Source organism: Donghicola tyrosinivorans (assembly GCF_003003355.1).
GTDB classification, from domain to species: domain Bacteria; phylum Pseudomonadota; class Alphaproteobacteria; order Rhodobacterales; family Rhodobacteraceae; genus Donghicola; species Donghicola tyrosinivorans.
In genome coordinates, this window is record NZ_PVTQ01000002.1 from 104257 (window position 1) to 129203 (window position 24947).

The 24947-nt window shown below is 59.4% G+C and carries 27 protein-coding genes and 1 tRNA gene; 18 read left to right on the forward strand and 10 right to left on the reverse strand.

The features are described 5' to 3' along the window. The first annotated feature begins 297 nt into the window (after window positions 1-297). The 14 genes from rpsM (at window position 298) to CLV74_RS03025 (ending at window position 13119) form a co-directional block, all read left to right on the forward strand. Window positions 298-666, forward strand: a complete 369-nt coding sequence (gene rpsM, locus CLV74_RS02960; protein ID WP_106262731.1) for a 30S ribosomal protein S13 — start codon at window positions 298-300, stop codon at window positions 664-666. A gap of 15 nt (window positions 667-681) precedes the next feature. After that, window positions 682-1071, forward strand: a complete 390-nt coding sequence (rpsK, locus tag CLV74_RS02965) for a 30S ribosomal protein S11 (protein WP_106262732.1) — start codon at window positions 682-684, stop codon at window positions 1069-1071. Between the two features lie 112 nt (window positions 1072-1183). Beyond that, on the forward strand, window positions 1184-2200 hold the full coding sequence (locus CLV74_RS02970) for a DNA-directed RNA polymerase subunit alpha (protein WP_106262733.1): 1017 nt from the start codon (window positions 1184-1186) through the stop codon (window positions 2198-2200). A 163-nt stretch (window positions 2201-2363) separates the two neighbouring features. Continuing rightward, entirely contained in the window at window positions 2364-2786 is a 423-nt protein-coding gene (gene rplQ, locus CLV74_RS02975; protein ID WP_106262734.1) for a 50S ribosomal protein L17, read from the forward strand. Between the two features lie 154 nt (window positions 2787-2940). Next, the gene (locus CLV74_RS02980) at window positions 2941-4338 is read left to right on the forward strand and encodes a trypsin-like peptidase domain-containing protein (RefSeq protein ID WP_106262735.1); all 1398 of its coding nucleotides are present in this window, start codon (window positions 2941-2943) and stop codon (window positions 4336-4338) included. A gap of 3 nt (window positions 4339-4341) precedes the next feature. Next, the gene (locus CLV74_RS02985) at window positions 4342-5646 is read left to right on the forward strand and encodes a replication-associated recombination protein A (RefSeq protein WP_106262736.1); all 1305 of its coding nucleotides are present in this window, start codon (window positions 4342-4344) and stop codon (window positions 5644-5646) included. 31 nt (window positions 5647-5677) lie between these two features. After that, complete coding sequence (gene crcB, locus CLV74_RS02990; RefSeq protein WP_106262737.1) at window positions 5678-6055, forward strand: fluoride efflux transporter CrcB; 378 nt, start codon at window positions 5678-5680, stop codon at window positions 6053-6055. Beyond that, the gene (locus CLV74_RS02995; RefSeq protein ID WP_106262738.1) at window positions 6052-7095 is read left to right on the forward strand and encodes an RluA family pseudouridine synthase; all 1044 of its coding nucleotides are present in this window, start codon (window positions 6052-6054) and stop codon (window positions 7093-7095) included. Before crcB ends, CLV74_RS02995 begins: the two co-directional genes overlap by 4 nt. After that, on the forward strand, window positions 7092-7760 hold the full coding sequence (locus CLV74_RS03000) for an HAD-IA family hydrolase (protein ID WP_106262739.1): 669 nt from the start codon (window positions 7092-7094) through the stop codon (window positions 7758-7760). The genes CLV74_RS02995 and CLV74_RS03000 overlap by 4 nt, the downstream gene beginning before the upstream one ends. A gap of 4 nt (window positions 7761-7764) precedes the next feature. After that, window positions 7765-8478, forward strand: coding sequence for an ATP12 family chaperone protein (locus CLV74_RS03005; RefSeq protein ID WP_106262740.1), 714 nt, complete (start codon window positions 7765-7767; stop codon window positions 8476-8478). 209 nt (window positions 8479-8687) lie between these two features. Next, window positions 8688-9704 carry an amino acid ABC transporter substrate-binding protein gene (locus CLV74_RS03010; protein WP_106262741.1) on the forward strand — a complete coding sequence of 339 codons (1017 nt, stop codon included), beginning with the start codon at window positions 8688-8690 and terminating at the stop codon, window positions 9702-9704. Between the two features lie 129 nt (window positions 9705-9833). Then, window positions 9834-11045 carry an amino acid ABC transporter permease gene (locus CLV74_RS03015; protein WP_106262742.1) on the forward strand — a complete coding sequence of 404 codons (1212 nt, stop codon included), beginning with the start codon at window positions 9834-9836 and terminating at the stop codon, window positions 11043-11045. Between the two features lies 1 nt (window position 11046). Next, window positions 11047-12336: an amino acid ABC transporter permease gene (locus CLV74_RS03020; RefSeq protein WP_106262743.1), complete on the forward strand. Its 1290-nt coding sequence runs from the start codon at window positions 11047-11049 to the stop codon at window positions 12334-12336. Window positions 12337-12351: 15 nt separating this feature from the next. After that, a complete protein-coding gene (locus tag CLV74_RS03025; RefSeq protein WP_106262744.1) occupies window positions 12352-13119 on the forward strand; it encodes an amino acid ABC transporter ATP-binding protein in 768 nt (255 codons plus the stop codon). Window positions 13120-13138: 19 nt separating this feature from the next. Here the strand turns inward: CLV74_RS03025 and CLV74_RS03030 are convergent, their stop codons facing one another. The 10 genes from CLV74_RS03030 to rpmH form a co-directional block, all read right to left on the reverse strand. Beyond that, the gene (locus CLV74_RS03030; RefSeq protein ID WP_106262745.1) at window positions 13139-13636 is read right to left on the reverse strand and encodes a SixA phosphatase family protein; all 498 of its coding nucleotides are present in this window, start codon (window positions 13634-13636) and stop codon (window positions 13139-13141) included. Continuing rightward, a complete protein-coding gene (locus tag CLV74_RS03035) occupies window positions 13633-14274 on the reverse strand; it encodes a ferredoxin (protein WP_245888441.1) in 642 nt (213 codons plus the stop codon). The genes CLV74_RS03030 and CLV74_RS03035 overlap by 4 nt, the downstream gene beginning before the upstream one ends. Further along, entirely contained in the window at window positions 14275-15156 is an 882-nt protein-coding gene (gene argB / locus CLV74_RS03040; RefSeq protein WP_106262746.1) for an acetylglutamate kinase, read from the reverse strand. Window positions 15157-15325: 169 nt separating this feature from the next. After that, window positions 15326-15976, reverse strand: a complete 651-nt coding sequence (gene yihA / locus CLV74_RS03045) for a ribosome biogenesis GTP-binding protein YihA/YsxC (protein ID WP_106262747.1) — start codon at window positions 15974-15976, stop codon at window positions 15326-15328. Window positions 15977-15978: 2 nt separating this feature from the next. Further along, complete coding sequence (locus CLV74_RS03050; protein ID WP_245888459.1) at window positions 15979-16710, reverse strand: MOSC domain-containing protein; 732 nt, start codon at window positions 16708-16710, stop codon at window positions 15979-15981. Between the two features lie 2 nt (window positions 16711-16712). After that, window positions 16713-18521 (reverse strand): membrane protein insertase YidC, encoded by a 1809-nt coding sequence (gene yidC, locus CLV74_RS03055; protein ID WP_106262749.1) that lies wholly within the window; start codon window positions 18519-18521, stop codon window positions 16713-16715. A 100-nt stretch (window positions 18522-18621) separates the two neighbouring features. After that, window positions 18622-19485, reverse strand: coding sequence for a tRNA 2-thiocytidine(32) synthetase TtcA (gene ttcA, locus CLV74_RS03060; RefSeq protein WP_106262750.1), 864 nt, complete (start codon window positions 19483-19485; stop codon window positions 18622-18624). A 63-nt stretch (window positions 19486-19548) separates the two neighbouring features. Beyond that, window positions 19549-19788: a membrane protein insertion efficiency factor YidD gene (gene yidD, locus CLV74_RS03065; RefSeq protein ID WP_106262751.1), complete on the reverse strand. Its 240-nt coding sequence runs from the start codon at window positions 19786-19788 to the stop codon at window positions 19549-19551. Beyond that, the gene (gene rnpA / locus CLV74_RS03070; RefSeq protein WP_106262752.1) at window positions 19785-20210 is read right to left on the reverse strand and encodes a ribonuclease P protein component; all 426 of its coding nucleotides are present in this window, start codon (window positions 20208-20210) and stop codon (window positions 19785-19787) included. Before rnpA ends, yidD begins: the two co-directional genes overlap by 4 nt. A gap of 15 nt (window positions 20211-20225) precedes the next feature. Then, window positions 20226-20360, reverse strand: coding sequence for a 50S ribosomal protein L34 (rpmH, locus tag CLV74_RS03075; protein ID WP_005980833.1), 135 nt, complete (start codon window positions 20358-20360; stop codon window positions 20226-20228). 258 nt (window positions 20361-20618) lie between these two features. Between rpmH and CLV74_RS03080 the strand changes: the two genes are divergently transcribed. From CLV74_RS03080 to CLV74_RS03095, 4 genes are all read left to right on the forward strand, one after another. After that, complete coding sequence (locus tag CLV74_RS03080) at window positions 20619-21353, forward strand: TVP38/TMEM64 family protein (RefSeq protein WP_106262753.1); 735 nt, start codon at window positions 20619-20621, stop codon at window positions 21351-21353. A 3-nt stretch (window positions 21354-21356) separates the two neighbouring features. Next, entirely contained in the window at window positions 21357-22775 is a 1419-nt protein-coding gene (locus CLV74_RS03085) for a dihydrolipoyl dehydrogenase family protein (protein WP_106262754.1), read from the forward strand. A 20-nt stretch (window positions 22776-22795) separates the two neighbouring features. After that, complete coding sequence (locus CLV74_RS03090) at window positions 22796-24187, forward strand: sensor histidine kinase (RefSeq protein ID WP_106262755.1); 1392 nt, start codon at window positions 22796-22798, stop codon at window positions 24185-24187. 67 nt (window positions 24188-24254) lie between these two features. Further along, window positions 24255-24331: transfer RNA gene (locus CLV74_RS03095), tRNA-Arg, on the forward strand. The last annotated feature ends 616 nt before the right edge of the window (window positions 24332-24947 follow it).

Here is a 24947-nt window from a genome sequence, read left to right on the forward strand (position 1 = left end):
GAAATAGGGTAGGGTATTCCGGTAGCCGCAATTTGCGGCGCACATTGTTGTTCACGTGCGAAGTTGCAGATCTGGGTCAGGATCATGCAAAACGGGTCGCACGCTGATATTCGTGCGCCCGCGCTATTGACCTTTCATTAAAATCCGCTTACCCACGCGTTCTCTATGGGAATCGTGTGTTTAACCGATTCCCGCTCCGCACATGAATTCAGCAGATATCTGCCGGGCTTCGGTTCGACAGGTTCCGTTGTGAAAAAAGGTTCCGGGACTACGGAACCGCAACGAAAGGACATACACGTGGCTCGTATTGCCGGCGTAAACATCCCGACCAACAAGCGAGTGCTGATCGCACTCACCTACATCACTGGTATTGGCTCTGCATCGGCCGAAGCCATTTGCGAGGCCGTGAACATTGAACGTTCGCGCCGCGTGAACGAGCTTTCGGACGCCGAAGTTCTGGCCATCCGTGAACACATCGACGCAAACTACACCGTTGAAGGTGACCTGCGCCGCGATACCCAGATGAACATCAAACGTCTGATGGATCTGGGCTGCTACCGTGGTCTGCGTCACCGTCGTGGTCTTCCCGTACGCGGTCAGCGTACTCACACCAACGCTCGTACCCGCAAAGGCCCCGCAAAGGCCATCGCAGGCAAGAAGAAGTAAGGGAAGGCAACACCAATGGCACGTGATAAGCGTCAAGCAAAGCGCAAGGTTTCCAAGAACATCGCCACCGGCGTTGCGCATGTGAACAGCTCGTTCAACAACACCAAAATCCTGATCTCCGACGTGCAGGGCAACGCCATTGCATGGTCGTCGGCAGGCACCATGGGCTTCAAGGGTTCGCGTAAATCGACCCCCTACGCTGCTCAGATGGCTGCTGAAGACGCAGGCCGCAAGGCTCAGGACCACGGCATGAAATCTCTTGAGGTTGAAGTGCAGGGTCCCGGTTCGGGCCGTGAAAGCGCGCTGCGCGCTCTGGCTGCTATCGGCTTCAACATCACCTCGATCCGTGATGTGACCCCGATCGCACACAACGGCTGCCGCCCGCCCAAGCGTCGTCGCGTCTAATTAGATCTACTATTTCCGGGGGCCGTGTCTGCACGCGGCCCTCGTTTCGCCATCTGAAACCTCGGGAGTCTGCACCTTTGGACATGGGGCGCAGGCAAGCATGGAGGGACGCATGATCCATAAGAACTGGGCCGAGCTCATCAAACCGACGCAGCTGGACGTCAAGCCGGGCAATGATCCCGCACGTCAAGCAACTGTCGTGGCCGAACCGCTGGAACGCGGCTTTGGTCTGACTTTGGGCAACGCCCTGCGCCGTATTCTACTGTCGTCGCTTCAGGGTGCTGCGATTACCAGCGTCCAGATCGACAACGTTCTGCACGAGTTCTCCAGCGTTTCGGGCGTCCGCGAAGACGTCACCGATATCGTTCTGAACCTCAAAGGCGTCGCGCTGAAGATGGAAGTCGAAGGCCCCAAGCGCCTTTCCATCAACGCCAAAGGCCCGGGTGTTGTCACCGCTGGTGATATCGCCGAGACCGCAGGCATCGAGGTTCTGAACCGCGATCACGTTATCTGTCACCTGGACGATGGCGCCGATCTGTTCATGGAACTGATCGTCAACACCGGCAAAGGTTATGTCCCTGCGGACAAGAACCGTCCCGACGATGCGCCCATCGGTCTGATCCCGATCGACGCGATCTACTCGCCGGTCAAGAAAGTGTCGTACGACGTACAGCCGACCCGTGAAGGTCAGGTTCTGGACTACGACAAACTGACCATGAAGATCGAAACCGACGGTTCGGTCACCCCTGAGGACGCAGTTGCCTATGCCGCTCGCATCCTGCAGGACCAGCTGTCGATCTTCGTCAACTTCGACGAGCCCGAGTCGGCAAACCGTCAGGACGAGGACGATGGTCTCGAGTTCAACCCGCTTCTGCTGAAGAAAGTGGACGAGTTGGAACTGTCGGTCCGTTCGGCAAACTGCCTGAAGAACGACAACATCGTTTACATCGGCGATCTGATCCAGAAGACCGAAGCAGAAATGCTGCGTACGCCGAACTTCGGCCGCAAGTCGCTGAACGAGATCAAAGAAGTGCTGTCGGGCATGGGTCTGCACCTTGGCATGGATGTCGAGGATTGGCCGCCGGACAACATCGAAGAGCTGGCCAAGAAGTTCGAAGACCAGTTCTAAAAAAGTTTTATGGCGGGCGCTACGTATGTACGTCCGCCATACTCTTGCCAGACGCAGGCCAGCCCTGTATTTGGCGCACCATCTGGGCAGAATCGCCCCAAGGAGTGCGGCCGGCACGCATCGGTCGCCAGACAAAGCAAAACAAGATCTTAGGAGATTACAAATGCGTCACGCACGTGGTTACCGCCGCCTGAACCGTACCCATGAACACCGCAAAGCGCTGTTCGCAAACATGGCTGGCTCGCTGATCGAGCACGAGCAGATCAAAACGACTCTGCCCAAAGCCAAAGAACTGCGTCCGATCATCGAGAAAATGATCACCCTCGCAAAGCGCGGCGATCTGCACGCCCGCCGTCAGGCTGCTTCGAAGCTGAAGCAGGACCAGTACGTTGCGAAGCTGTTCGAAGTTCTGGGCCCCCGCTACGCTGAGCGTCAGGGCGGCTATGTCCGTATCCTGAAAGCCGGCTTCCGCTATGGTGACATGGCGCCCATGGCGATCATCGAATTCGTTGACCGTGATGTCGACGCAAAAGGCGCAGCTGACAAAGCACGCGCTGCTGAAGAAGTTGTGACCGTAGACGAATAAGTCTTCGCACACTGGCTTCTATCCAGTTTTGGACCCTCGCCTCTGGCGGGGGTCTTTGCGTTTCACGGCCTTGTTTTTGCGCCGCGCATGGTGCGGGTTGCATCACGGGGCAGGGCTGCTCATATCTGGGCCAGAACAGAACCGGAGAGACTGAATGTTCCGTGCATCCCTGCTGACCCTTGCTTTGCTGTCCACCACGCTGCCCCTGCCCCAAGGGGCACTGGCGCAAACGGCGGTGCCCAAATCAGCGGTCGAGATCAGCCTAGGCTTTCAGCCGGTGGTCAAGCAGGCCGCGCCAGCGGTGGTGAACATCTACGCCAAGCGTATCGTGGCCGAGCAGGTCAGCCCCTTTGCCAATGACCCTTTCTTCGGCAACCTGTTCCGTGGTCAGGGGCAGGTGCGTCAGCGGGTACAGAACAGCCTTGGCTCTGGCGTGATCCTGTCGGCGGACGGGATCGTGGTGTCGAACTTCCACGTGGTGGGCGACGCGACCGAGATTAACGTGGTTCTGCGTGACCGCCGTGAATTCAGCGCCCGCGTGCTTTTGGCCGATGAAGAGTCCGACCTTGCGATCATGCAGATCGACGATGTGGACGGCCTGCCATTTCTTGAGATGCGCAACAGCGATGAAGTTGAGGTTGGCGAGTTGGCCTTGGCCATCGGTAACCCCTTCGGTGTGGGCCAGACGGTTAGCAGCGGCATTATTTCGGGTTTGGCGCGATCCGGCGTCGCGGGGGATGGCGGCCGGGGGTATTTCCTTCAGACGGACGCGCCCATTAACCCTGGCAACTCGGGCGGGGCGCTGGTGGATGTGAATGGCGATCTGATCGGGGTGAATACCTCGATCCTGACGCGTTCGGGCGGGTCGAATGGCATCGGTTTTGCGATCCCGTCGAACCTTGTGCATCGCTTTGTCGAACAGGCCCGCGCGGGCGAGGATCGGTTCCGCCGCCCATGGGCCGGTGTCGTAGGTCAGCCCGTAGATGCGGATATGGCGGCGGGTCTTGGCCTGAGCCTGCCTGAAGGGATCATCATCTCGGCGGTGCATCCGGCCAGCCCCTTCGCGGCGGCGGACTTTCAGCCCGGTGACGTGATCGCCGCCGTAGACGGCCAGCCCGTGAACACGCCGGCAGAGGCGATTTTCCGCATGTCTGTGGCGGGTATCGGCCATCAGGCCCAAGTGACACGTCTACGGGATGGTGAGCGCACTGATCTGCCCGTTGATATGATCGCGCCCCCTGAAAGCCCCGCGCGGGATGCGATCACCCTGTCGCGCCGCACTGTGCTGGCGGGGACCGAGGTATCCAACGCTAACCCCGCGCTGATCGATGAACTTGGCCTGCCGATCGAAACCCTTGGCGTTGTGATCTCTGGCGCGGGGCCCACGGCGCCGCGTCTTGGCCTGCAAGTGGGCGATATCCTGATCGCGGTAAACGGGCGCGAAATCGGCAGTCCTGCCGATGTTGAGGATGCGCTACGGGCGGCGGGCCGCTCGGGCATTCTGGAGGTATTGCGCTCTGGACGGCAGATGGCGTTCCGGTTCAGGGTCTGACCTATGGATCTGTTCGACTCTCCCGCTGCTGCCGAGACAGCGCACCGCCCCTTAGCCGACCGCCTACGTCCGCAAACCCTGTCCGATGTGATCGGGCAGGACCATTTGCTGGGGCCGGATGGACCTTTGGGCGCGATGCTGGCGGCGGGGTCTTTGGGCTCGCTTATTCTTTGGGGGCCGCCCGGTGTGGGCAAGACCACCATCGCGCGGCTTCTGGCGGCAGAAACCGATCTGGAGTTCGTGCAGATCAGTGCGATTTTCAGTGGCGTGGCCGATCTGAAAAAGGTGTTCGAGACCGCCAAGATGCGCCGCCGCGCAGGGCAGGGGACGTTGCTGTTCGTGGACGAAATCCACCGCTTTAACAAAGCGCAGCAGGACGGCTTTCTGCCCCACATGGAGGACGGCACGATCCTGTTGGTGGGTGCCACCACAGAGAACCCAAGCTTTGCCCTCAACGCCGCTGTGCTGAGCCGTGCGCAGGTCTTGGTGCTGGACCGCCTTGAGGTAGACAGCATGGCAAAGCTGGCGACCCGCGCGGAAGAGGAACTGGGCCGTCCGCTGCCTTTGACCGATGACGCCCGCCAGCAGTTGATGGATATGGCCGATGGCGATGGCCGCGCCATGCTGAACCTGATCGAACAGATCGCCGCATGGAAGGTGGAGAAACCCCTTGAGGCCGACGCGATGGCCAAACGCCTGATGCGCCGCGCTGCCCAATACGACAAGTCGGGCGATCAGCATTACAACCTGATCTCGGCCCTGCATAAATCCGTGCGCGGCAGCGATCCTGATGCAGCCATGTATTGGTATGCCCGCATGCTGGAAGGGGGCGAAGATCCCCGCTATCTGGCCCGCCGCCTGACCCGTATGGCGGTCGAGGATATCGCCCTTGCCGACCCGCAGGCCCTGACCGTCTGTCTGCACGCATGGGAGGCCTATGAGCGCCTTGGCAGTCCCGAGGGCGAATTGGCACTGGCCGAGGCTGTGGCTTATCTGGCTTTGGCCCCCAAATCGAACGCCAGCTATGTGGCCTATAAGGCTGCGCGGGCTTTGGCCAAGAAAACCGGCTCGATGCCGCCGCCGATGCATATCGTGAATGCGGCGACCTCATTGATGGGGGATCTGGGCTATGGGGCGGGGTATGAATACGACCACGACGCCGAAGACGGCTTTTCCGGCCAGAACTACTTCCCCGACGGGGTGGAGCGGCCCGACCTCTATCAACCCGTCGAACGGGGCTTTGAGCGCGATCTGAAAAAGCGGAAAGATTACTTCGCACGCTTGCGGGCAAAGCGTCAGGGCGGTTGACTCTGGGCCAGCAAAGGGAAAGACAGCGCCCATGTTCCTTACACTTGCTCAAGTCGCCCTTGGGGGCGCTGTCGGAGCCTCGCTTCGATATCTGACGAATACTGGCGTCATGCGCCTGATCGGTCCCGGCTTTCCGTGGGGCACCATGACGTGCAACGTCGTGGGCAGCTTTATCATGGGCGTTCTGGTCGTGGTGCTGGCGAATGTGGGTGGTAACAAGTTCGCGTCGCTGTTGATCACGGGCCTTCTTGGCGGCTTTACCACGTTTTCGGCCTTCTCTCTGGACGCGGTGACGCTGTTCGAACGCGGCGCTATCATGCCAGCGGCGGCCTATGTGATGGCCTCGGTGGTGGTGTCGATTGCAGCTTTGACCATCGGTCTGTTTCTTGCACGGGGATTTGTATCATGAGCGGCGTTCAAACGATCACCGTCGAAAAAGGCGAAGGCGACCAGCGGCTGGACCGTTGGCTGAAACGGCGCTTTCCGCACATTGCCCAAGGGCGGATCGAGAAGATGTGCCGCAAGGGTGAAATCCGCGTGGATGGCGGCCGCGTGAAACCGGCCAGCCGCGTTGAAGAGGGCCAGCAGGTCCGCATTCCGCCGCTGCCCCACGCGGGCGAGGTGAAAAGCGCGCCAAAGCCCAAGGTCTCGGACAAGGACACGGCGTTTATCCAAAGCTGCGTGATCTACCGCGACGACCACATCATCGCTCTGAACAAGCCCGCCGGTATTCCCGTGCAGGGCGGCAGCAAGCAGGTCCGCCACATCGACGGTTTGGCCGAGGCGCTGAAGTTCGGCTATGAAGACAAGCCCCGTCTGGTGCATCGTCTGGATAAGGATACCTCTGGGGTTCTGATCCTTGCGCGGACCCGTCAGGTGGCTGCTGGTCTGACCGCAGCCTTCCGCGCCCGCGAAACCCGCAAGATCTATTGGGCCATCGTCGCTGGTGTGCCTTACCCCCGCATGGGCAGCGTCCGTTTCGGTCTGGTCAAGGCACCGGGTCACGGCGCGGGCGGCGAGGGTGAAAAGATGCTCTGCGTCCATCCCAATGAGGTGGACAAGACCGAAGGTGCCAAGCGCGCTCTGTCCGATTACGCGGTGCTGACCACCTTGGGGCAGCGGGCCGCTTGGGTCGCACTGGTGCCGGTGACAGGCCGGACCCACCAGCTGCGCGCACACATGGCTGAAATGGGCCACCCGATCATCGGGGACGGCAAATACGGCGGCTCTGGGCAAGAAAACCTTGGCGATGGATGGGGTGCCCAGTTGGGCGGCGAGATCAGCCGCAAGCTGCACCTGCACGCGCGGTCCTTGACCCTGACCCATCCCGTGACAGGCAAGCGCCTGCACATCGAGGCAGAGCTGTCCGATCACATGCAGCGCACATGGGATTACGTTGGTTGGGACATCCGCGATGTGCCCGAAGACCCCTTTGAGGACATGGAATGAGCGACACTCTGCGCCTGATCATCTTTGATGTGGATGGCACTCTGGTCGACAGTCAGGCGGATATTCTGGCCTCGATGCAGGCCGGTTTCGCGGCCGTGGGGCAGGTTGCACCGCAGCGGGCGCAGGTTTTGTCCATTGTGGGCATGTCGCTGGATAATGCTGTGGCCGAACTGGCTCCTGATCTGGATCAGGTCACCCGTGACCACATCGTTGCCACCTATAAAGACACCTATGCGCAGCTTCGGGCCAGCAAGGGGACGGCCTCGTCCCCGTTCTATTCCGGCGTGCGTGAAACGTTGGAGCAGCTTTTCAGCGTGCCCCACTATCTGCTTGGGGTCGCGACGGGTAAATCCCGCCGCGGATTGACCAGTCTGCTGGACAGCCACGGCCTGACGGGCCGCTTCGTGACCGAGCAGGTCGCGGATTTTCACCCCTCGAAACCCCATCCGGCGATGCTGCATGAGGCGATGCGCGAAACCGGCATCGACCCGCAGAACACGGTGATGATCGGGGATACAAGTTTCGACATGGAGATGGCCAAGGCCGCCGGTGTCCACCCTGTCGGCGTGAGCTGGGGTTACCATCCGGTGCAGCGCCTGAACGCACCGCGAGTCATCGACCGGATGCAGGATTTGCCTGCACTCCTTACAGATATCTGGAGCTGAGCATATGAGCGAATGGAAAGCGAAACGCTTCTGGAAACAGGCTGATTGCGTAGAATGTGACGGTGGCTGGCAGGTTCAGCTGGATGGCCGTCCGGTGAAAACGCCTGCAAAAGCGCCTCTGGTTTTGCCGTCCGAATCGCTGGCCCGCGCCATTGCCGCCGAGTGGGACGCGCAAGATGAGAATATCCTGCCCTTGACCATGCCCTTCACCCGCTCGGCCAATGCGGCCATCGATCGGGTGGTGCCGCAGAAGGCCGAAGTGACCGAAATGCTGGCCGCTTACGGGGAAACCGATCTGCTGTGCTACCGCGCCGAGCAGCCGGTCGAGTTGATCCAGCGTCAGGCCGCTGCGTGGGACCCGTTGCTGGACTGGGCTCATGAGAGCTTTGGCGCACGGCTAAATATACACAACGGCGTCATTTTTGGCGCTCAGCCCGAGGATGCCGTAGCCCTTCTGGGCGCCGAGCTGTCCAAGCTGGATGCGTTCCAGTTGACCGCGATCCACGATCTGATCGCCATGTCCGGATCACTGGTGCTGGGTCTGGCAATCATCCATGGCCGGATTGATTCGTCCGATGCGTGGGAGTTGTCCCGCCTTGATGAAGAATGGCAGATCGAACAGTGGGGACGGGATGAAGAGGCCGATGAGCTTGCAGCTAAAAAGCGAGAAGAGTTCATGCAGGCAGAAAGACTGTTTCAGCTGCTAACCCCTCAGTGAAATAATCGCAAACTTTTGATACCTGTCTCGGCATTTGATCAAATTTCGACGAAGAACTCAGTTGATTTTGTGATCAACACCTTGACGATTCCTGATGAATCCACACAATCTTTGACTATTGGGTCAGGTAAAACCCAATGACCGCTCACGGCTCATCACGAATGGGCTAAAAACCGCTGATCAACAGCGGGCATCAGGAAGAGGTAAAAATGAAAAAATCCGTATTTTTGGGCGCACTGACCGTAGCTGGTCTGACCGCCGGTGCAGCAGCCGCTGCAACCCTTGACGACGTCAAGGCACGCGGCAAGCTGAACTGCGGTGTGACCACCGGTCTGGTGGGCTTTGCGGCACCCGACGCGAATGGCGAATGGCAGGGCTTTGATGTCGCTGTTTGCCGCGCCGTGGCAGCTGCCGTTCTGGGTGACCCCGCAGCCGTAGAATTCGTTCCCACCACCGGTAAGACCCGTTTTACCGCACTGGCGTCGGGCGAAATCGACCTGCTGGCACGTAACACCACCTGGACCTTCTCGCGCGATACCGACCTCAAGTTCGATTTCATCGGCGTGAACTACTACGATGGTCAGGGCTTCATGGTTCCCAAGTCGCTGGGTGTGACCTCGGCCAAGGAACTGGACGGCGCGACCGTTTGTATCCAGACCGGCACCACCACCGAGCTGAACCTGGCGGACTTCTTCCGCATCAACAACATCAGCTACGAGCCGGTTCCGATCGAAACCAACGCCGAAGCACAGCCGCTGTACCTGGAAGGCGCATGTGACGTCTACACCACCGACGCATCGGGCCTGGCAGCGACTCGCGCCGCGTTCGAGAACCCCGGTGACCACGTCATTCTGCCCGAGATCATCTCGAAAGAGCCGCTGGGTCCGCTTGTTCGCCACGGCGACAACGACTGGGGCGACATCACCATGTGGGTGCTGAACGCGCTGATCGCTGCTGAAGAATACGGCATCACCTCGGCAAACATCGAAGAGATGTCGGCTGGCACCAACAACCCCGAGATCAACCGTATCCTGGGCACCGAAGGTGAACTGGGCGCGATGATCGGCCTCGACAACGCTTGGGGCAAGCGCGCAATCGCAGCCGGCGGCAACTACGGTGAAATCTTCGCGAAGAACATCGGCGAAGAGACCCCCGTTGGTCTGGCCCGCGGCCTGAACGCTCAGTGGAAAGATGGCGGCCTGCTGTACGCACCGCCCTTCCGCTAATACCGTCTGAACGGTACTGGGGCGCGGCATAAGTCCGCGCCCCAAACTTATCCAAGTATAATGAAAACAGACAGGCCATGCAGCGGGACGTCCCCTGCACGAAGGACCTGTTGCATCCGGGAATTACCAATGACGGCATATTCCGATCCTCCAAAGAGTTCGTTTCAGCTCTCCCAGCTGATCCACGATACCCGTTACCGCTCATATACCTTTCAGGCGATCGCACTTGTGCTGCTGTTGCTTGGGGTGGGCTATCTTCTGTCCAACCTGCTTGGCAACCTTGCTGCCGCTGGTCTGAACATCAGTTACGACTTTCTGGGCAAGCCCGCGGGTTATGACATCAACCAGACCCTGATTGACTATACCAACCAGTCCTCTCACTGGCGTGCGTCGATCGTCGGTGTTCTGAACACCCTGCTTGTCGCATTCTTGGGATGCATTACCGCTACGGTGCTTGGTGTGTTCGCCGGTGTGGGCCGTTTGTCCAAGAACTGGCTGATTGCCAAGCTGATGTCGGTCTACGTTGAGGCGTTCCGAAATGTTCCGGTCCTGATCTGGATCCTGATCATCTCGACCATCGTGACCATCCTGCCGTCCCCGCGCGCCTTCAAGGGCGAGACACCGGACGCCGAGATGTTCCTTGGCCTCTTTGCCTTCACCAACCGCGGCATCTACGCCCCCAAGCCGGTCTGGCTGGAAGGGTCGGGGATCGTCGTGGCGACCTTCATTATTTCGGTCATCGCCGTGTTCTTCTACCGCCGCTACGCCACCAAGCTGCTGTACGCGACCGGTAAGATGCTGCCCACCGGCTGGCCGAGCCTTGCCATCCTGCTGGTTCCCAGCATCCTGATGTACTTCGTCATGGGTCGTCCCATCGGCGTGGATATTCCGGAACTGGGCGGCTTTAACTTCCAGGGCGGCATGCAGTTGCAGCGTCCCTTGATCGCTCTGTGGCTGGCTTTGTCCATCTACACCGGTGCCTTCATCGCGGAAAACGTCCGTGCGGGCATTCAGGCGATCAACCGTGGCCAGACCGAGGCGGCTGCCTCGTTGGGTCTGCGCTCGGGCCGGATCATGAGCCTTGTAATTCTGCCGCAGGCCCTGCGCGTCATCATTCCGCCGGTGATTTCGCAGTACCTGAACCTGACCAAAAACAGTTCGCTGGCGATTGCTGTGGGCTACATGGATGTGACCGGCACGCTGGGGGGGATCACCCTGAACCAGACCGGCCGCGCGATCGAGTGCATTCTGATGCTGATGATGTTCTACCTCATCATCTCGCTCAGCATCTCGGCCATCATGAACGCCTATAACAACCGCGTTAAGCTGAAGGAGCGTTGAGATGAGCGATACGCACTCCCAACTCGCGTTCGTCCGCACAGAGATGCTGGCCCAGAAAGAGCCCCCCGTCGCCGAAAAGGGCGTCGTGAAATGGGTTCGTTCGAATCTGTTCTCTTCGTGGTCGAACAGCATCCTGACGGTCGTTGCGCTGTATCTGATCGTTCAGTTGATCATGAACGCAGGCCCTTGGTTTGCGAACGGGATCTGGAGCACCAACAGCCTCGCGGAATGCCGCGAGATCCTGCAAGGCGCATCGGGGGGCTGTTTCTCGGTCCTGTCCGAGCGTTGGAACCAGCTGCTGTTCGGTATTGCCTACCCTGACACCCAGTACTGGCGCCCCACGCTGGCGTTTGTGCTGATGCTGGTCGCGGCCTCGCCAGTTCTGTTCAGCAAACTGCCCCGTGGCATGCTGATCTTTACCGGCCTCTACCCCTTCCTGGCCTACTGGCTGATCTGGGGTGGCACCATGATGACTTCGATCATCGCACTTCTGGGTTTTGTTGCAGCCTATCTGGCGTTCCGTAAGGCCGAGCGTGCCGGTTTCTCGATCGGTCTTGGCGCGGGCATCATTGCCGCCGTGGTCGTCTGGAAAGTTCTGGGCATGTTCGCGGGTGAGCTAAGCATCTTGCCGCTGGAAGAGGTTCCTTCGCGCAACATGGGTGGCTTTATGCTGAACATGATGCTGGGGACCATCTGTATCTCGTTGTCGCTGCCGATTGGTATCGCACTGGCGCTGGGTCGCCAGTCGCACATGCCGATCATCAAGGGTATCTCGGTGGTCTTCATTGAGTTTATCCGCGGCGTGCCGTTGATCACCCTGCTGTTCGTGGCAAACGTGGTTCTGGGCTACTTCTTCCCGCCCGAAACCAACATGGACCTGATCCTGCGTGTGATCATCATGATCACCATGTTCGCCTCGGCCTACATCGCAGAAGTGATCCGTGGCGGTCTGGCTGCTCTGCCCAAGGGCCAGTACGAGGCTGCCGACAGCCTTGGTCTGGACTACACGCAGGCGATGCGGTTCATCATCCTGCCCCAAGCGCTCAAGATCTCGATCCCGGGTATCGTGAACGTCGCGGTGGGTCTGTTCAAAGATACCACGCTGGTGTCGGTGATCTCGATGTTCGACCTTGTGGGTATGATCCGCGGGCCGATCCTCGCCTCGACCGAATGGAACGGTGTGTACTGGGAGCTGTATGGCTTCGCGGCGCTTCTGTTCTTCATCACCTGCTACGGCATTTCCCAATATTCCCAGTGGCTGGAGCGTCAGCTTCGCACGGATCATCGTTAAGAAAGGTGCTTCACTATGGTTGACACCACCCAAATGACTGTCTCCGACGAGGTCGCGATCTCGATCGAGAAGATGAACAAATGGTATGGCCAGTTCCACGTCCTGCGGGACATCGATCTGACCGTCTATCGTGGCGAGCGTATCGTGATCGCGGGCCCCTCGGGTTCGGGTAAATCGACCCTGATCCGCTGCATCAACGCGTTGGAAGAGCATCAGGCCGGTAAGATCGTTGTCGATGGCACGCATCTGACCTCGGACCTGAAGAACATCGACCGTATCCGGTCTGAAGTTGGCATGTGCTTCCAGCACTTCAACCTCTTCCCTCACCTGACCATTCTTGAGAACTGCACGCTGGCCCCGATCTGGGTCCGCAAGATCCCCAAGAAGCAGGCGGAAGAGACCGCAATGCACTTCCTTGAGAAGGTGAAGATCCCCGATCAGGCCAACAAGTATCCTGGCCAGCTGTCGGGCGGCCAGCAGCAGCGTGTGGCGATTGCCCGTTCGCTGTGCATGAAGCCGCGCATCATGCTGTTCGACGAACCGACCTCGGCGCTTGACCCCGAGATGATCAAAGAGGTTCTGGATACCATGGTTGAACTGGCGGAAGAGGGCATGACCATGCTCTGCGTCACCCACGAGATGGGCTTTGCCCGTCAGGTGGCCAACCGTGTGATCTTCATGGACCAAGGGCAGATCGTCGAACAGAACGAGCCGGAAGAGTTCTTCAACAACCCGCAAAGCGACCGGACCAAGCTGTTCCTCAGCCAGATTCTGGGTCACTAAGCGGGCCTTGGGGGGCTGATCAGTCGGTCAGCTCTCTTGGCACAATGAAATCAACGGGGTGGGCAGTGTGGAAACGCACTGCCCCCCAGTCGTTTTGAGGGAAGTCCGCCACCAAGGTTGCGCAGGTCGGATAGCGCCGGAACTGCGGATGATCCGGCGCATGGGCCAGCAGGCGGGCGGCAAATTCGGCAATGCCCGGATTGTGTCCCAGCATCAGCACTGTCTGCGCCTCGGCACTTTGCAGCACCTCCATCATCACATCCGACCCCGCCAGATAGAGGCGCCGCAGATAGTCGGTTTCCGCCTCTGGCAGTTTCAGCTGATCCAGCGTTTCGCGGGTGCGGGTGGCGCTGGAACACAGCACCTGACCGGGCAAACAATCCTTGTCCCGCAGCCAATCCCCCATCGCCTGAGCCGAGCGTTGACCCCGTGCGTTCAGGACGCGGTCATGATCCTCCATCAGCGGATCGTCCCACGCGGATTTGGCGTGGCGCATCAGGATCAGGCGCAGGGTCATGGGTGAAAGCTCCGCATGTGAAAGGCTGATTGTTCCGGCAACCTGCCATGAGCCGCGCCCGCAGGACAAGCACGCCTAATGGCGCATCCCTGCGCCATACAGTCCTGTTCTTTGGTGTCGAGCCAAGCGTGGCAGGTGGCGGTATCGTAGCCATTGGGGCCAATGGCACCCACCGGGCAGGCGGTGAGGCAAGGCGCGTGGCATGTGGTGCATGGCTTTGGCTGGGGCTCTGGAAGGCTGACCGGATAGGGCAGGGCTAGTGCTCCGCGATAGCTGATCCACAGGCCATGAGCATCATGTACCAGCATCCCCACGGGCGAGACATGCGCCCGACCAGACGCCCGCGCCCACGCCAGAAACGGCTGATAGGGCGGCCCGCCAAAGGGAAAGAGCGCCGTGCCGCCGATGTTGCTTGCGATGTCGCTTAGAACGCGCTGTGACCAGCGGTCAATGGGGTCAGGCTGGCCGTCCAGATATTCGGGCGAGGCGGTGAACTGGGGCCAGAAATTACCATCGATGGGGCTACAGAGCAGCAGGCACTGACAGCCCTCCGGTAAGTCTCCGTCAAAGACGCCACCGGAAACAGAAAGGCCCTGCTGTGCCAGCAGGGCCTCGATATCACTCAGCGCGGCGGTCAATCACGCGCCTTTGGGTTGCTTGCGGATCAGCGAGCCCGCACCGTGGTCGGTAAACAGCTCCAGCAAGCAGCAGTTGGGCAGACGGCCGTCCAGAATAACCACGGCGCGCACGCCAGCCTCAATCGCGTCCAGCGCGGTCTGGGTCTTGGGAATCATCCCGCCAGCAATCACGCCCGCTTTGGTCATTTCTTCGATTTGGGCAGCGGTCAGTTCAGTAACCACATCGCCTTCCGCATTGCGCACGCCATCAACATCAGTCAGCAGCAACAGACGATCCGCGTGCAGAGCGCCGGCAATCGCACCGGCAGCGGTGTCGCCGTTGATGTTGAACGTCTCGCCATTCTCGCCAGCGCCCAGGGGTGCGATCACAGGAATGGTGTCGTCTTCGAACAGAGCATTCAGAACGTTCGGATCAATCTTGCTCGGGGTGCCAACAAGGCCAAGTGCGGGGTCGGTCTGTTCGCACATGATCAGGTTGGCATCCTTGCCGGAAAGACCCACAGCGCGACCACCCTGACGGTTAATCGCCTGAACGATACGCTTGTTCACCTGACCCGAAAGAACCATTTCGACCACATCAACAGTCGCCTGATCGGTGACGCGCTTGCCGTTCACAAACTCGGATTTCACGCCAAGTTTGCCGAGCATCTCGTTGATCATGGGGCCGCCACCGTGCACAACGACTGGGTTCACGCCGACCTGACGCATAAGAACCACATCGCGGGCGAAGGCATCCATTGCCTCATCATTGCCCATCGCATGACCACCCAGCTTGATCACAACGATCGCATCGTCATAACGCTGAAGGTAAGGCAGGGCTTCGGAAAGAGTACGTGCGGTTGCGATCCAGTCGCGATTCATAGGGGCCATCTGCTTTTTCATGTCCATTCCCTCGGGGTTCAACCATGGGTATCCTAGCGCCAGCCCGAGGGGAAGGGTGGTGGACGACGCGACATGAGTATTTGAGCGATAAAGAAGCTGCATGCGCGCGCGTGTACTTCTTTATTGTGATAAATACTCAAGTCTTTGCGTTCGAAGTAGCGCAGAACGTTCAGGTCAGCGCGGCGATGACGCTGCGCAACGTTCCGATGCCCCAGCCTTTCTCGGACGAGGTCAGGATGATCTCGGGGTAGGCTGCGGGGTGGCGGGCAAGGGCGGTGCGCACCTGTTTGAGCATAGGTTCGCGATCTTTTTCTTTCACCTTGTCGGCTTTTGTCATGACCACTTGGAAGGTAACCGCCGAGGTATCCAGAAGCTTCATGATCTCTTCGTCGACGGGTTTCACGCCGTGGCGGGAATCGATCAGCATGAAGGCGCGGCGCAGGCTGGCACGGCCTGAGAGGTATTGTTTCAGCAGCTTTTGCCACTTTTCGACTACCGCGACGGGCGCGTTTGCGTAGCCGTAGCCGGGAAGGTCGACCAGGTAGTGATCGGGGCCGACGGTGAAGAAGTTGATTTCCTGTGTCCGGCCAGGTGTGTTCGAGGCGCGAGCCAGTGCTTTGCGACCGGTCAGCGCGTTGATCAGAGAGGATTTGCCGACGTTCGAGCGGCCCGCAAAGCAGACCTCGGCGCGGTCGGCGTCGGGCAGGCCGTTCATGGCGACCACACCTTTTAGGAAGTCGGTTTCACCTGCAAAAAGTATGCGCGCTGCCTCTAGGGTTTCGGCATCGGGTTCTTCGACCAGAGGGAAGGGCAGTTGCATGACTAAATCTCCAAGGTGTCGCCACAGCGGATGTGACCGGACTTTGTGACCCGTGCGTTTACACCGAAGTAGACGTGATCCCAATGGCGATTCAGCAGTTTTGTAAGATTTGTGTCAAAGTCGCCTGTGGTCGGGTTGGCGTCGATGGCGCGGCAACGGATGATCGGCTCGATGATTTCCAGTTCTGCAGAACCAAGACGCAGGCGCTTGCCGGTCCAGTCCAGCTCTTGCCAAGGGGGCAGTCCGTCAAGCCAGATGTTGCCCCGAAAACGTTTTAGGTCGATGACGCGCCCCGCGATGGATTGCAGGGATGAGAGCGTGGCGAGGTTCATCAGAGAGACGGATGGGTAATCCGCATCGGTCATGCCAGTTTCCGGCGACTGGATTAGTTCGGCGGCGGGTTGCATCTCGGACCCCCAGATAGGCCGAAGCCAGTCCAGCAGGGCAGGCCCGTCTTTGTCCGGATTGATGTAAATTGATGGCAGGTCTGGGTGGCCTAGCGCGATTTGCTTGCCATCTGTGCGGCAGCTGATTTGCGATAGCTTCGGCCCGCGGGCCACATGGCCGAAGGTGCGCCGTTTTTGCCAGGTACCGGTATTGCGTTGACCTTCTTGCAAAACCGCCCACTGCCGGTCTAGCGGCAGCGGGCGGTCTGTATTCAGGTCTGTGGCCTTGATCTGCTCAGAGCCTAGGCCTTTGATCGGGTGACGGAAAAGATGCGCCACCCGGATCATGATCAAGCAGCTTTCTTGCGCTTGATGCTTTTCTTGATGTTGCCGAACACGTCCGGTTTGTACCCGTGGCTGCGCATGATCAGGTACTGCTGGATGAAGGTGATCGTGTTGTTGGTGATCCAGTACAGCACCAGACCGCTGGCAAAGTTACCGAGCATGAACATGAAAACCCAAGGCATCCAGGCAAAGATCATCGCCTGTGCGGGATCAGTGGGCGCCGGGTTCAGGCGCTGCTGAAGCCACATGGAGATACCCAGCAGGATCGGCAGGATACCCAGCGAGATAATCGCAAGGAACGATTCCGGACCAGGGGCCGCGAAGGGCAGCAGGCCGAAAAGGTTCAGGATCGAGCTGGGATCGGGCGCCGAAAGGTCCTGAATCCAGCCGAACCATGCGGCGTGACGCAGTTCCATCGTGACGAAGATCACTTTGTAGAGCGAGAAGAAGATCGGGATCTGGATCAGCATGGGCAGACAGCCCGATGCGGGGTTGACCTTGTTCTTCTTGTACAGCTCCATCATGCCCTGCTGCATTTTCATGCGGTCGTCGCCAGCAGCTTCCTTCAGCTTTTCCATTTCGGGCTGAAGTTCGCGCATTTTTGCCATGGACGAATAGGACTTGTAGGCCAGCGGGAAGACGATTGCCTTGATCACGATGGTCAGAGCAATGATCGACCAACCCATGTTGCCAATCAGGGCGTGCAGGTTGTGCAGCATCCAGAAGATCGGCTTGGTCAGGAAGAAGAACCAGCCCCAGTCGATGCTGTCCACAAAGCCTTTAACGCCTTCGTCCTCTTCGTAGTGCTTGAGGGTCGCCCACTCTTTTGCACCAGAGAACAGGCGGGTGCCTGCGCTTGCAGTTTCGCCCGAAGCAACCGTGATTGCGGGCTGCACAGCCTCGGCCTGATAAATATCACGGCCTTCAAAATATTTGGCGGTCGAGCGAAAGGCGGTTCCTGCATCGGGGACCAGGATGGTCTGCCAATAATGATCGGTAAAGCCGATCCAGCCGTCGGTCGCGACTTCCTGACGCTCGGCCTGAGTGCCTTCGCGGTCATCGACCGGTAACTTGGTCAGGTCTTTGTAATTCAGTTCCTGCAAGGTTCCGTCCGACATGCGGACAAGGCCTTCATGCAGGATAAAGAACTTGCGGGTCTCAGGCTCGCCATGGCGGCGGATGATGCCGTAGGGGCGCAGGCTGATTGCGTTGGCAGAGGTGTTCTCGACCGACTGGGTGATGGTGAACATGAAGTCATCATCAATCGCCATTTCGCGGCGGAAGATCTGGCCAGCACCGTTGTCCCACGTCAGGGTTACAGGGCTGCTCTGGGTCAGAACCGCGTTTGCAGGGGCAGACCACAGGGTGTCAGGGCCGGGCACATTCGCCGCGTCCACACCTTCAACCGGCGTCCAGCCGAACAGCGCGTAATAGGCGTTGGGGCTGCTGACGCGGCTGAGGATCTGCACATCAGGCGATCCTTCGTCCGCGGTTTCGTGGTAGTCCAGCAGTTGCAGGTCATCCACGCGGCCACCCAGCAGCGAGATCGAACCGGAGATGCGGTCGGTCTTTACCGTGATGCGGGGCGCATCAGCGGTGGAAGAGACGTTCGCCGCTGTCGCGGTCGCTGCCGCGCTATCGGCGGTAGGCAGGTCGCTGTCTGCAATGGCAGGGGTTTGCGCGGTTTGTTCGACCGCCGCCGGAGCGTTGGGGTCTTCAACAGGCTGTTCGGGAGGGAACAGCACAAACCACACGAGAAGCACGACACCGCTGAGCACGGTTGCGAGCAAGAGGTTCTTATTCTGATCGTCCATCAGATCGGGCCACCTTGTCCTTTAAAGTCAGGGTGGGTTCAACAGATCACAGGGTCAAAGGTCAAGCGGATTCCGGGCCACAGCCCCATTACCGCGCCGTTTAGCGCAGCTTGGGGATGCCGTCGGTGTCCTCTTCGCGTGTGCCGCGGGTCAGACCCGCGAAATCGAAAAGGCCAGCGTCCAGCAAATGACTGGGCCGCGCGTTCATCAACGCACGGAACATGACTTGACGGCGACCGGGGCTGTTGCGTTCCCACCCGTCCAGAATTTGTTTGACCTGCTGACGCTGCAGCCCGTCCTGACTGCCGCAGAGATCGCAGGGGATGATCGGATAGTTCATTTTCTTTGCGAATTTCTCGCAGTCCGCTTCGGCGACGAAGGCCAGGGGGCGATATACGAACAGATCGCCCTCTTCGTTGACCAGCTTTGGCGGCATGGTGGCCAGACGACCCCCATGGAAAAGGTTCATGAAGAAGGTTTCCAGAATGTCATCGCGGTGGTGTCCCAGAACCACGGCGCTGCACCCTTCTTCGCGGGCAATCCGGTAGAGGTTGCCGCGGCGCAGGCGCGAACACAGGGCGCAGTAAGTCCGGCCTTGGGGGACTTTGTCCATGACGATGGAATAGGTGTCTTCGTATTCAATCCGATGCTCGACGCCCATTTTCTCAAGAAACTCGGGCAGGACAGTGGCCGGAAAGCCGGGCTGGCCTTGATCAAGGTTACACGCCAGCAGCTCGACCGGCAGCAGACCGCGCCATTTCAGCTCATGCAGGACGGCCAGTAGCGTGTAGCTGTCCTTGCCGCCCGACAGGCACACCAGCCAGCGGGCACCCCGTTCGATCATGCCGAATTGCTCGATCGCTTCGCGGGTCTGGCGCACGATCCGTTTGCGCAGCTTTTTGAAATCGGTGGAGGAAGGCGCACCGGCAAACAGCGGGTGGATGTCGTCGTTCTCGTCCAGCATCGTCTCAGACCTTTGGCGGGGCAGAATTTTCGCAGAAAATTCTGGGTGGGGAAAAATCTTACTTTAAGATTTTTCGTCGTTGCGTGGCGGGACCGGATCAAAGCCTGATCCGCCCCAAGGGTTGCATCGGATGATCCGTACTGCGGCCATGTATCCGCCCTTGAATGCACCGTGCTTTTCCAGCGCCTCTAGGGCGTAGACCGAACAGGTGGGCTGAAAGCGGCAACTGTGGCCGATCCACGGTGACAGCAGTAGGCGATAGCCGTGAACAGGTAGGGCAAGGATGCGGGCCAGCGGGCTCATTTCCGGGGCTCGTGGATTTTGCGAAGGGCGATCTCAAGATCGCGGGTCAGGGCGGCAAAGTCCTTGTCGCCCGTCACGCCCGGCCGTCCGACCAGCACATAGTCCCATCCCGCGCGGGCACGTCCCGGCATCACCAGCCGCGCAATTTCGCGCAGGCGGCGCTTGGCGCGGTTGCGGGCCACGGCGTTGCCGATCTTCTTGGAGCAGGTATAGCCCACGCGCGTCAGATCCGCATCGGCCTCGCCGTCGCGGCGACGGCGGGCTTGCAGCAAAAAGCCGCCCGCAGGAAACCGCTTGGCCCGCGAGGCAGCCAGAAAGTCCGAGCGATTTAGAAGGGTCGACATGCGAAAGGGCACCGCCCCTTCCTGGGCCGGGTCCTTTGCAGTCTCCGGCTCGAGAGGGGGCAGTGCCCGATCAGTCATTTGACCTGAACCGGATTACGCGCTCAGCGACTTCCGGCCACGTGCACGGCGCGCGTTCAGAATCTTGCGGCCTGCTTTGGTGGCCATACGTGCGCGGAACCCGTGGCGGCGCTTGCGTACCAGGTTCGAGGGTTGGTAAGTGCGTTTCATCGCAACGTTCTCCGTCCTTGCGGCGGCTGAGCCTGCGGATTCGCCCCGCCGTTACTATTCGAAGCCCGCCCAATAAGGGGTGGCCAGATTAAAGTCAAACGGGTTGTCGCAGAAACCGGAAGAATTCCGCAGCTTTTTCATGAGGTGTCCTGACGTTCACAGCGAATCTGTTAACGCGGGATCAACCCGTTGTGAGCGGTCTATCTTTCGCCACGGTCCTCTTGCAAGGTGGTGCTCGCAAAAAGTTCCGGAGTTTTCATGTCCGCCACATCTCGCCCCGAGACACCGTCGTCCAAGGCACGCCTGCTTCCCTTGGGAATCATTCTGTGCGTCGCTGTGGCGGGGGCATTTTTGTTAAAAGACATTTTGTCTTTTCAGACCCTTGCAGAGAATCGTGGGCGTTTGCTTGAATTGCGTGATGCCCATTTCGGTTTGATGGCGATCGGGTTCGTCGCGGTATATGCGGCGGTCGTGGCCTTTTCGCTGCCCGGTGCCACGGTGATGACCCTGACTGGGGGATTCCTTTTTTCCACGTTTCCGGGTGTCCTTTTTAACATGACAGGGGCCACTTTGGGCGCGATCGGCATCTTTCTGGCGGCTCGTTGGGGGCTAGGAGAGCGGCTGGCCGAAAAGATGCAGAGCGGCGGCGGGCGCATCCAGAAAATCAAAGCGGGGATCGATGCCAATCAGTGGGAGATGCTGTTCCTGATCCGGTTGATTCCCGTGGTGCCTTTCTTCGTGGCGAATCTGGTACCTGCCTTGGTGGGCGTGGCACTGTTGCCCTTCGCTGTGACCACATTTCTGGGCATCATCCCTGGGGCGTTGGTCTACACATCGGTGGGGGCGGGCTTGGGCGAGGTGCTGGATCGCGGAGAGATCCCTGATTTGGGCATCATATTCACTCCGGCTATTCTTCTGCCGATTCTCGGGTTGGCGGCGCTTGCCGCTTTGCCGATTGTGCTGAAGGCCCTGCGTGGCAAAGAAGGACTCTGAGCCATGAAAGAGATTAAGACAGATATTCTGGTGATCGGTGCGGGCTCGGGCGGGTTGTCGGTTGCGGCAGGTGCCGCGCAGATGGGCGCCAAAGTTGTGCTGCTAGAGCGCGACAAGATGGGGGGCGATTGCCTGAATTATGGCTGTGTCCCGTCTAAAACCCTGATCGCCAGCGCAAAGCGCGCCCATGAGATTGCGACGGCAGGAGAATTTGGCCTGACCGTTTCCGGCACGCAGGTCGATTACGCCGCCATTAAGGATCGGGTGGCGCATGTCGTCGCCTCGATCGCGCCCCATGACAGTCAAGAGCGGTTCGAGGGGCTAGGTGTTACTGTGATCCGCGAAGAAGGCCGGTTTGTGGGGCAAAACGTGGTTGAGGCTGGCGAAACCCGCATCACCGCCCGCCGGATCGTGATCGCAACGGGCTCTCATGCAGCAGTGCCGCCGATTCCGGGGTTGGAGCAGACGCCTTATCTGACCAATGAAACCCTGTTCGATCTGCGCGAAAAGCCTAGCCATCTGATCATCATCGGCGGTGGCCCCATTGGACTTGAGATGGCGCAGGCCCACGCGCGTTTGGGCTGCCGCGTCACTGTGATCGAGGCCGCCCGCGTGCTGCATAAGGATGACGCCGAGGCGGTGTCTTTGGTGCTGAAGCACTTGCGCGCTGATGGCGTTGAGGTGCTGGAACATACCGGCGCCCGCAAGGTTGGCGGCGAGGAAGGGGCGATCTGGGTTGAAACCGAAAGCGGTGCGCGGATCGAAGGCTCTCACCTGCTGATCGCAGCGGGACGGCGTCCGAATATCGATGCGCTGGATCTGCCTGCCGCCAAAATCAAGGCCACGCGCACAGGGATCACTGTGGACGATTCGCTGAAAACCTCGAACCCCAAGGTTTTTGCCATCGGGGATGTGGCGGGCGGCATGCAGTTTACCCATGTGGCGGGCTATCATGCGGGCGTGGTGATCCGTTCGGCCCTGCTCGGGCTGCCCGCGAAGGCGAAGACCACCCATATTCCATGGTGTACCTATACCGCGCCCGAATTGGCCCATGTGGGTCTGTCCGAACCTGCAGCCCGCACCGAATATGGCGGTCGGCTGGAAATCGTCGTTCAGCCGATGGCTGATATTGACCGCGCCCGCGCCAATGGGACGACAGAGGGGTTTGTTAAGGTTCTGGTGGTCGGCGGCAAGCCAGTCGGTGTCACTGTGGTCGGCCATGACGCGGGCGAGATAATAAATTTCTGGGCCATGGTTCTGGCAAATGGTCTCAAGATGTCCCACATCACAAATATGGTATCGCCGTATCCGACAGTGTCGGAAATTAACAAGCGCAGCGCCGGAACTTACTTCAGCCCGCGTTTGTTCGATAACAAGATGGTGAAGATAATGGTTCGGGCCGTGCAGAGATTTCTGCCCTGACCAGTGGCCGGGGGGCAAGAATGCTGAAATCTCTGTCGGGACGTTTCCTGATCCTCACGATTGCGTTCGTGATGCTGGCCGAAGTGCTGATCTTCGTGCCCTCGATCGCCCGTTACCGTGAGGATTTTCTGCTGGCGCGGATTGAGCGGGCGCAGTTGGCGTCCCTTGCCTTGCTGGCGGACGGGTCCGTCGATCCCGATCTAGAGGAAGAACTGCTGCAAAACGCAGGTGTCTATAACGTGGTGCTCCGGCGGGATGAGGCGCGTCAGCTGGTGTTGTCCTCGCCAATCCCGATGCCGGTTACGAAGACTTATGATCTGCGGATGGCCACCCCAGCCGAACTGCTGAATGACGCCGTCATGACCCTGCTAGAGACCGAGCCGACCGTGATCCGTGTCATCGGCTATCCGACCCAGCGGGCAGGGATGTTGATCGAGGTGACGATCCCTTCCCAGCCCTTGCGTGATTCGATGATCCAGTACGGCTTGCGAATTCTGGTGCTGTCGGCGGTGATCTCGGTGATTACGGCGGCGCTGCTGTTTCTGGCGGTGCGCTACTTTATCGTGACGCCCATGAAGCGGGTGGTGCATCAGATGGCCCGTTATGCCAACGCGCCTGAGGATGCCCGCAACATTATCGTCCCCAGTAATAACGTCACCGAACTGCGCGAAGCCGAAGAGGCGCTGAAGGCACTTGAAACAGAACTGACCAACGCCCTGCGCCAGAAAGAGCGTCTGGCCCAGTTGGGCGGGGCTGTGGCGCGGGTCAGTCACGATCTGCGAAACATCCTGACCAGCGCGCAGTTGTTCGCGGACCGGCTTGAGACTGTGGATGATCCGACCGTGGCGCGGATGGCGCCCAAGCTGGTGCGCTCGATCTCGCGGGCGGTGACGCTGACGGAAAGCACGCTGGCCTTCGGGAAGGCCGAAGAGCCACCGCCGAGCCTGTCACGGGTCTCTTTGGCCGATGTGGTGAATGATGTGCTGGATAGTGAACGGCTGGCCATTGGCGATGCCGATATCAGCCTGTCTGCCGATGTGCCTGCGGGCTGCATGATTCGTGCGGACAGCGAACAGTTGCACCGTGTCCTGACGAATCTGGTCCGGAACGCCCGTCAGGCTATCGCGGCCTCGGGGAAGGGTGGGGAAATCGGGATTCTTTTCACGGATGAGGACGCCTGCTGGCGAATCTTGGTGCGTGACACCGGCCCTGGTCTGCCCATGAAGGCACGCGAACACCTGTTTAAGCCGTTTTCGGGCAGTTCGCGCCGTGGCGGAACCGGACTTGGTCTGGCGATTTCGGCGGAATTGCTGCGCGGGCACGGTGGCACCTTGAAACTTTTGGAGAGCACAAGCGAAGGAACCGCCTTTGAAATATGGCTTCCGAAAGGGGACGCAGAAGTTTCGTTGTAAAAAATTCAAAAACTTCGAAAATCGCTCTTGCAGCCCCCCGTGGTAAACCGTAGAAGGCCCCCACGACGCACCGGTAGCTCAGCTGGATAGAGTATCTGACTACGAATCAGGGGGTCGGGGGTTCGAATCCTCCCCGGTGCGCCACTTTCCTCTTCTCATGTATCCAGCTTTAAACTGCCTAGGCAGTGATTGAGACAATTGGAATTCAACGAAAATTCAGCATAACTGCGCGCCGCCTTCGTTATTGAGGGCGCTGTTTAACCAGTGTCATCCTGATCTTGGAACGCTGTTGCCTGCCTTGTCGCTTTTGGCAGCCTATCGCTCTGGTGAGAGCGCAAATCCTGCTGCCAATCTCTACATTCATGACATCCGCCATCTTGGCACGGCCAGAGACCGCTGCGGCGTGGGTGTTTCTGTCCACGGTCGTCGCGACGGGTAATCCTTGCATGGTGGCGGGCGTGCCATCCGGCGGTGTTGAAGGCTCAAGGGTCGAACGTTGCGCGTCAAAAGCTATCAAAATGCCCCAAATATCGGCTACTTGATTAATTTTTGTGCACCACATCCTGCAAAGATTAAGGATTGAGCGGCTTTTCCGAAGTCTGCTCTGTTTCTGCGCGAACTCTTGGTGTCACAAATCTTGTGTCGCAATTGCCAGTGACGGAGATTCACGATTACCCAGCTTGCCCAAATATCCACGCCGCAGGTCTCTGCGCAACCGCGCGCCGAAGGCACCGCCAGCCTTGTGGTCGGTGAGGGTAGC

Bases quoted from the DNA above. Each gene is read 5' to 3' on its own strand.
- rpsK (WP_106262732.1), top strand. From the start codon at position 682: ATGGCACGTGATAAGCGTCAAGCAAAGCGCAAGGTTTCCAAGAACATC.
- CLV74_RS02970 (WP_106262733.1), top strand. From the start codon at position 1,184: ATGATCCATAAGAACTGGGCCGAGCTCATCAAACCGACGCAGCTGGAC.
- rplQ (WP_106262734.1), top strand. From the start codon at position 2,364: ATGCGTCACGCACGTGGTTACCGCCGCCTGAACCGTACCCATGAACAC.
- CLV74_RS02980 (WP_106262735.1), top strand. From the start codon at position 2,941: ATGTTCCGTGCATCCCTGCTGACCCTTGCTTTGCTGTCCACCACGCTG.
- CLV74_RS02985 (WP_106262736.1), top strand. From the start codon at position 4,342: ATGGATCTGTTCGACTCTCCCGCTGCTGCCGAGACAGCGCACCGCCCC.
- crcB (WP_106262737.1), top strand. From the start codon at position 5,678: ATGTTCCTTACACTTGCTCAAGTCGCCCTTGGGGGCGCTGTCGGAGCC.
- CLV74_RS02995 (WP_106262738.1), top strand. From the start codon at position 6,052: ATGAGCGGCGTTCAAACGATCACCGTCGAAAAAGGCGAAGGCGACCAG.
- CLV74_RS03000 (WP_106262739.1), top strand. From the start codon at position 7,092: ATGAGCGACACTCTGCGCCTGATCATCTTTGATGTGGATGGCACTCTG.
- CLV74_RS03005 (WP_106262740.1), top strand. From the start codon at position 7,765: ATGAGCGAATGGAAAGCGAAACGCTTCTGGAAACAGGCTGATTGCGTA.
- CLV74_RS03010 (WP_106262741.1), top strand. From the start codon at position 8,688: ATGAAAAAATCCGTATTTTTGGGCGCACTGACCGTAGCTGGTCTGACC.
- CLV74_RS03015 (WP_106262742.1), top strand. From the start codon at position 9,834: ATGACGGCATATTCCGATCCTCCAAAGAGTTCGTTTCAGCTCTCCCAG.
- CLV74_RS03020 (WP_106262743.1), top strand. From the start codon at position 11,047: ATGAGCGATACGCACTCCCAACTCGCGTTCGTCCGCACAGAGATGCTG.
- CLV74_RS03025 (WP_106262744.1), top strand. From the start codon at position 12,352: ATGGTTGACACCACCCAAATGACTGTCTCCGACGAGGTCGCGATCTCG.
- CLV74_RS03030 (WP_106262745.1), bottom strand. From the start codon at position 13,636: ATGACCCTGCGCCTGATCCTGATGCGCCACGCCAAATCCGCGTGGGAC.
- argB (WP_106262746.1), bottom strand. From the start codon at position 15,156: ATGAAAAAGCAGATGGCCCCTATGAATCGCGACTGGATCGCAACCGCA.
- yihA (WP_106262747.1), bottom strand. From the start codon at position 15,976: ATGCAACTGCCCTTCCCTCTGGTCGAAGAACCCGATGCCGAAACCCTA.
- CLV74_RS03050 (WP_245888459.1), bottom strand. From the start codon at position 16,710: ATGATCCGGGTGGCGCATCTTTTCCGTCACCCGATCAAAGGCCTAGGC.
- yidC (WP_106262749.1), bottom strand. From the start codon at position 18,521: ATGGACGATCAGAATAAGAACCTCTTGCTCGCAACCGTGCTCAGCGGT.
- ttcA (WP_106262750.1), bottom strand. From the start codon at position 19,485: ATGCTGGACGAGAACGACGACATCCACCCGCTGTTTGCCGGTGCGCCT.
- yidD (WP_106262751.1), bottom strand. From the start codon at position 19,788: ATGAGCCCGCTGGCCCGCATCCTTGCCCTACCTGTTCACGGCTATCGC.
- rnpA (WP_106262752.1), bottom strand. From the start codon at position 20,210: ATGACTGATCGGGCACTGCCCCCTCTCGAGCCGGAGACTGCAAAGGAC.
- rpmH (WP_005980833.1), bottom strand. From the start codon at position 20,360: ATGAAACGCACTTACCAACCCTCGAACCTGGTACGCAAGCGCCGCCAC.
- CLV74_RS03080 (WP_106262753.1), top strand. From the start codon at position 20,619: ATGTCCGCCACATCTCGCCCCGAGACACCGTCGTCCAAGGCACGCCTG.
- CLV74_RS03085 (WP_106262754.1), top strand. From the start codon at position 21,357: ATGAAAGAGATTAAGACAGATATTCTGGTGATCGGTGCGGGCTCGGGC.
- CLV74_RS03090 (WP_106262755.1), top strand. From the start codon at position 22,796: ATGCTGAAATCTCTGTCGGGACGTTTCCTGATCCTCACGATTGCGTTC.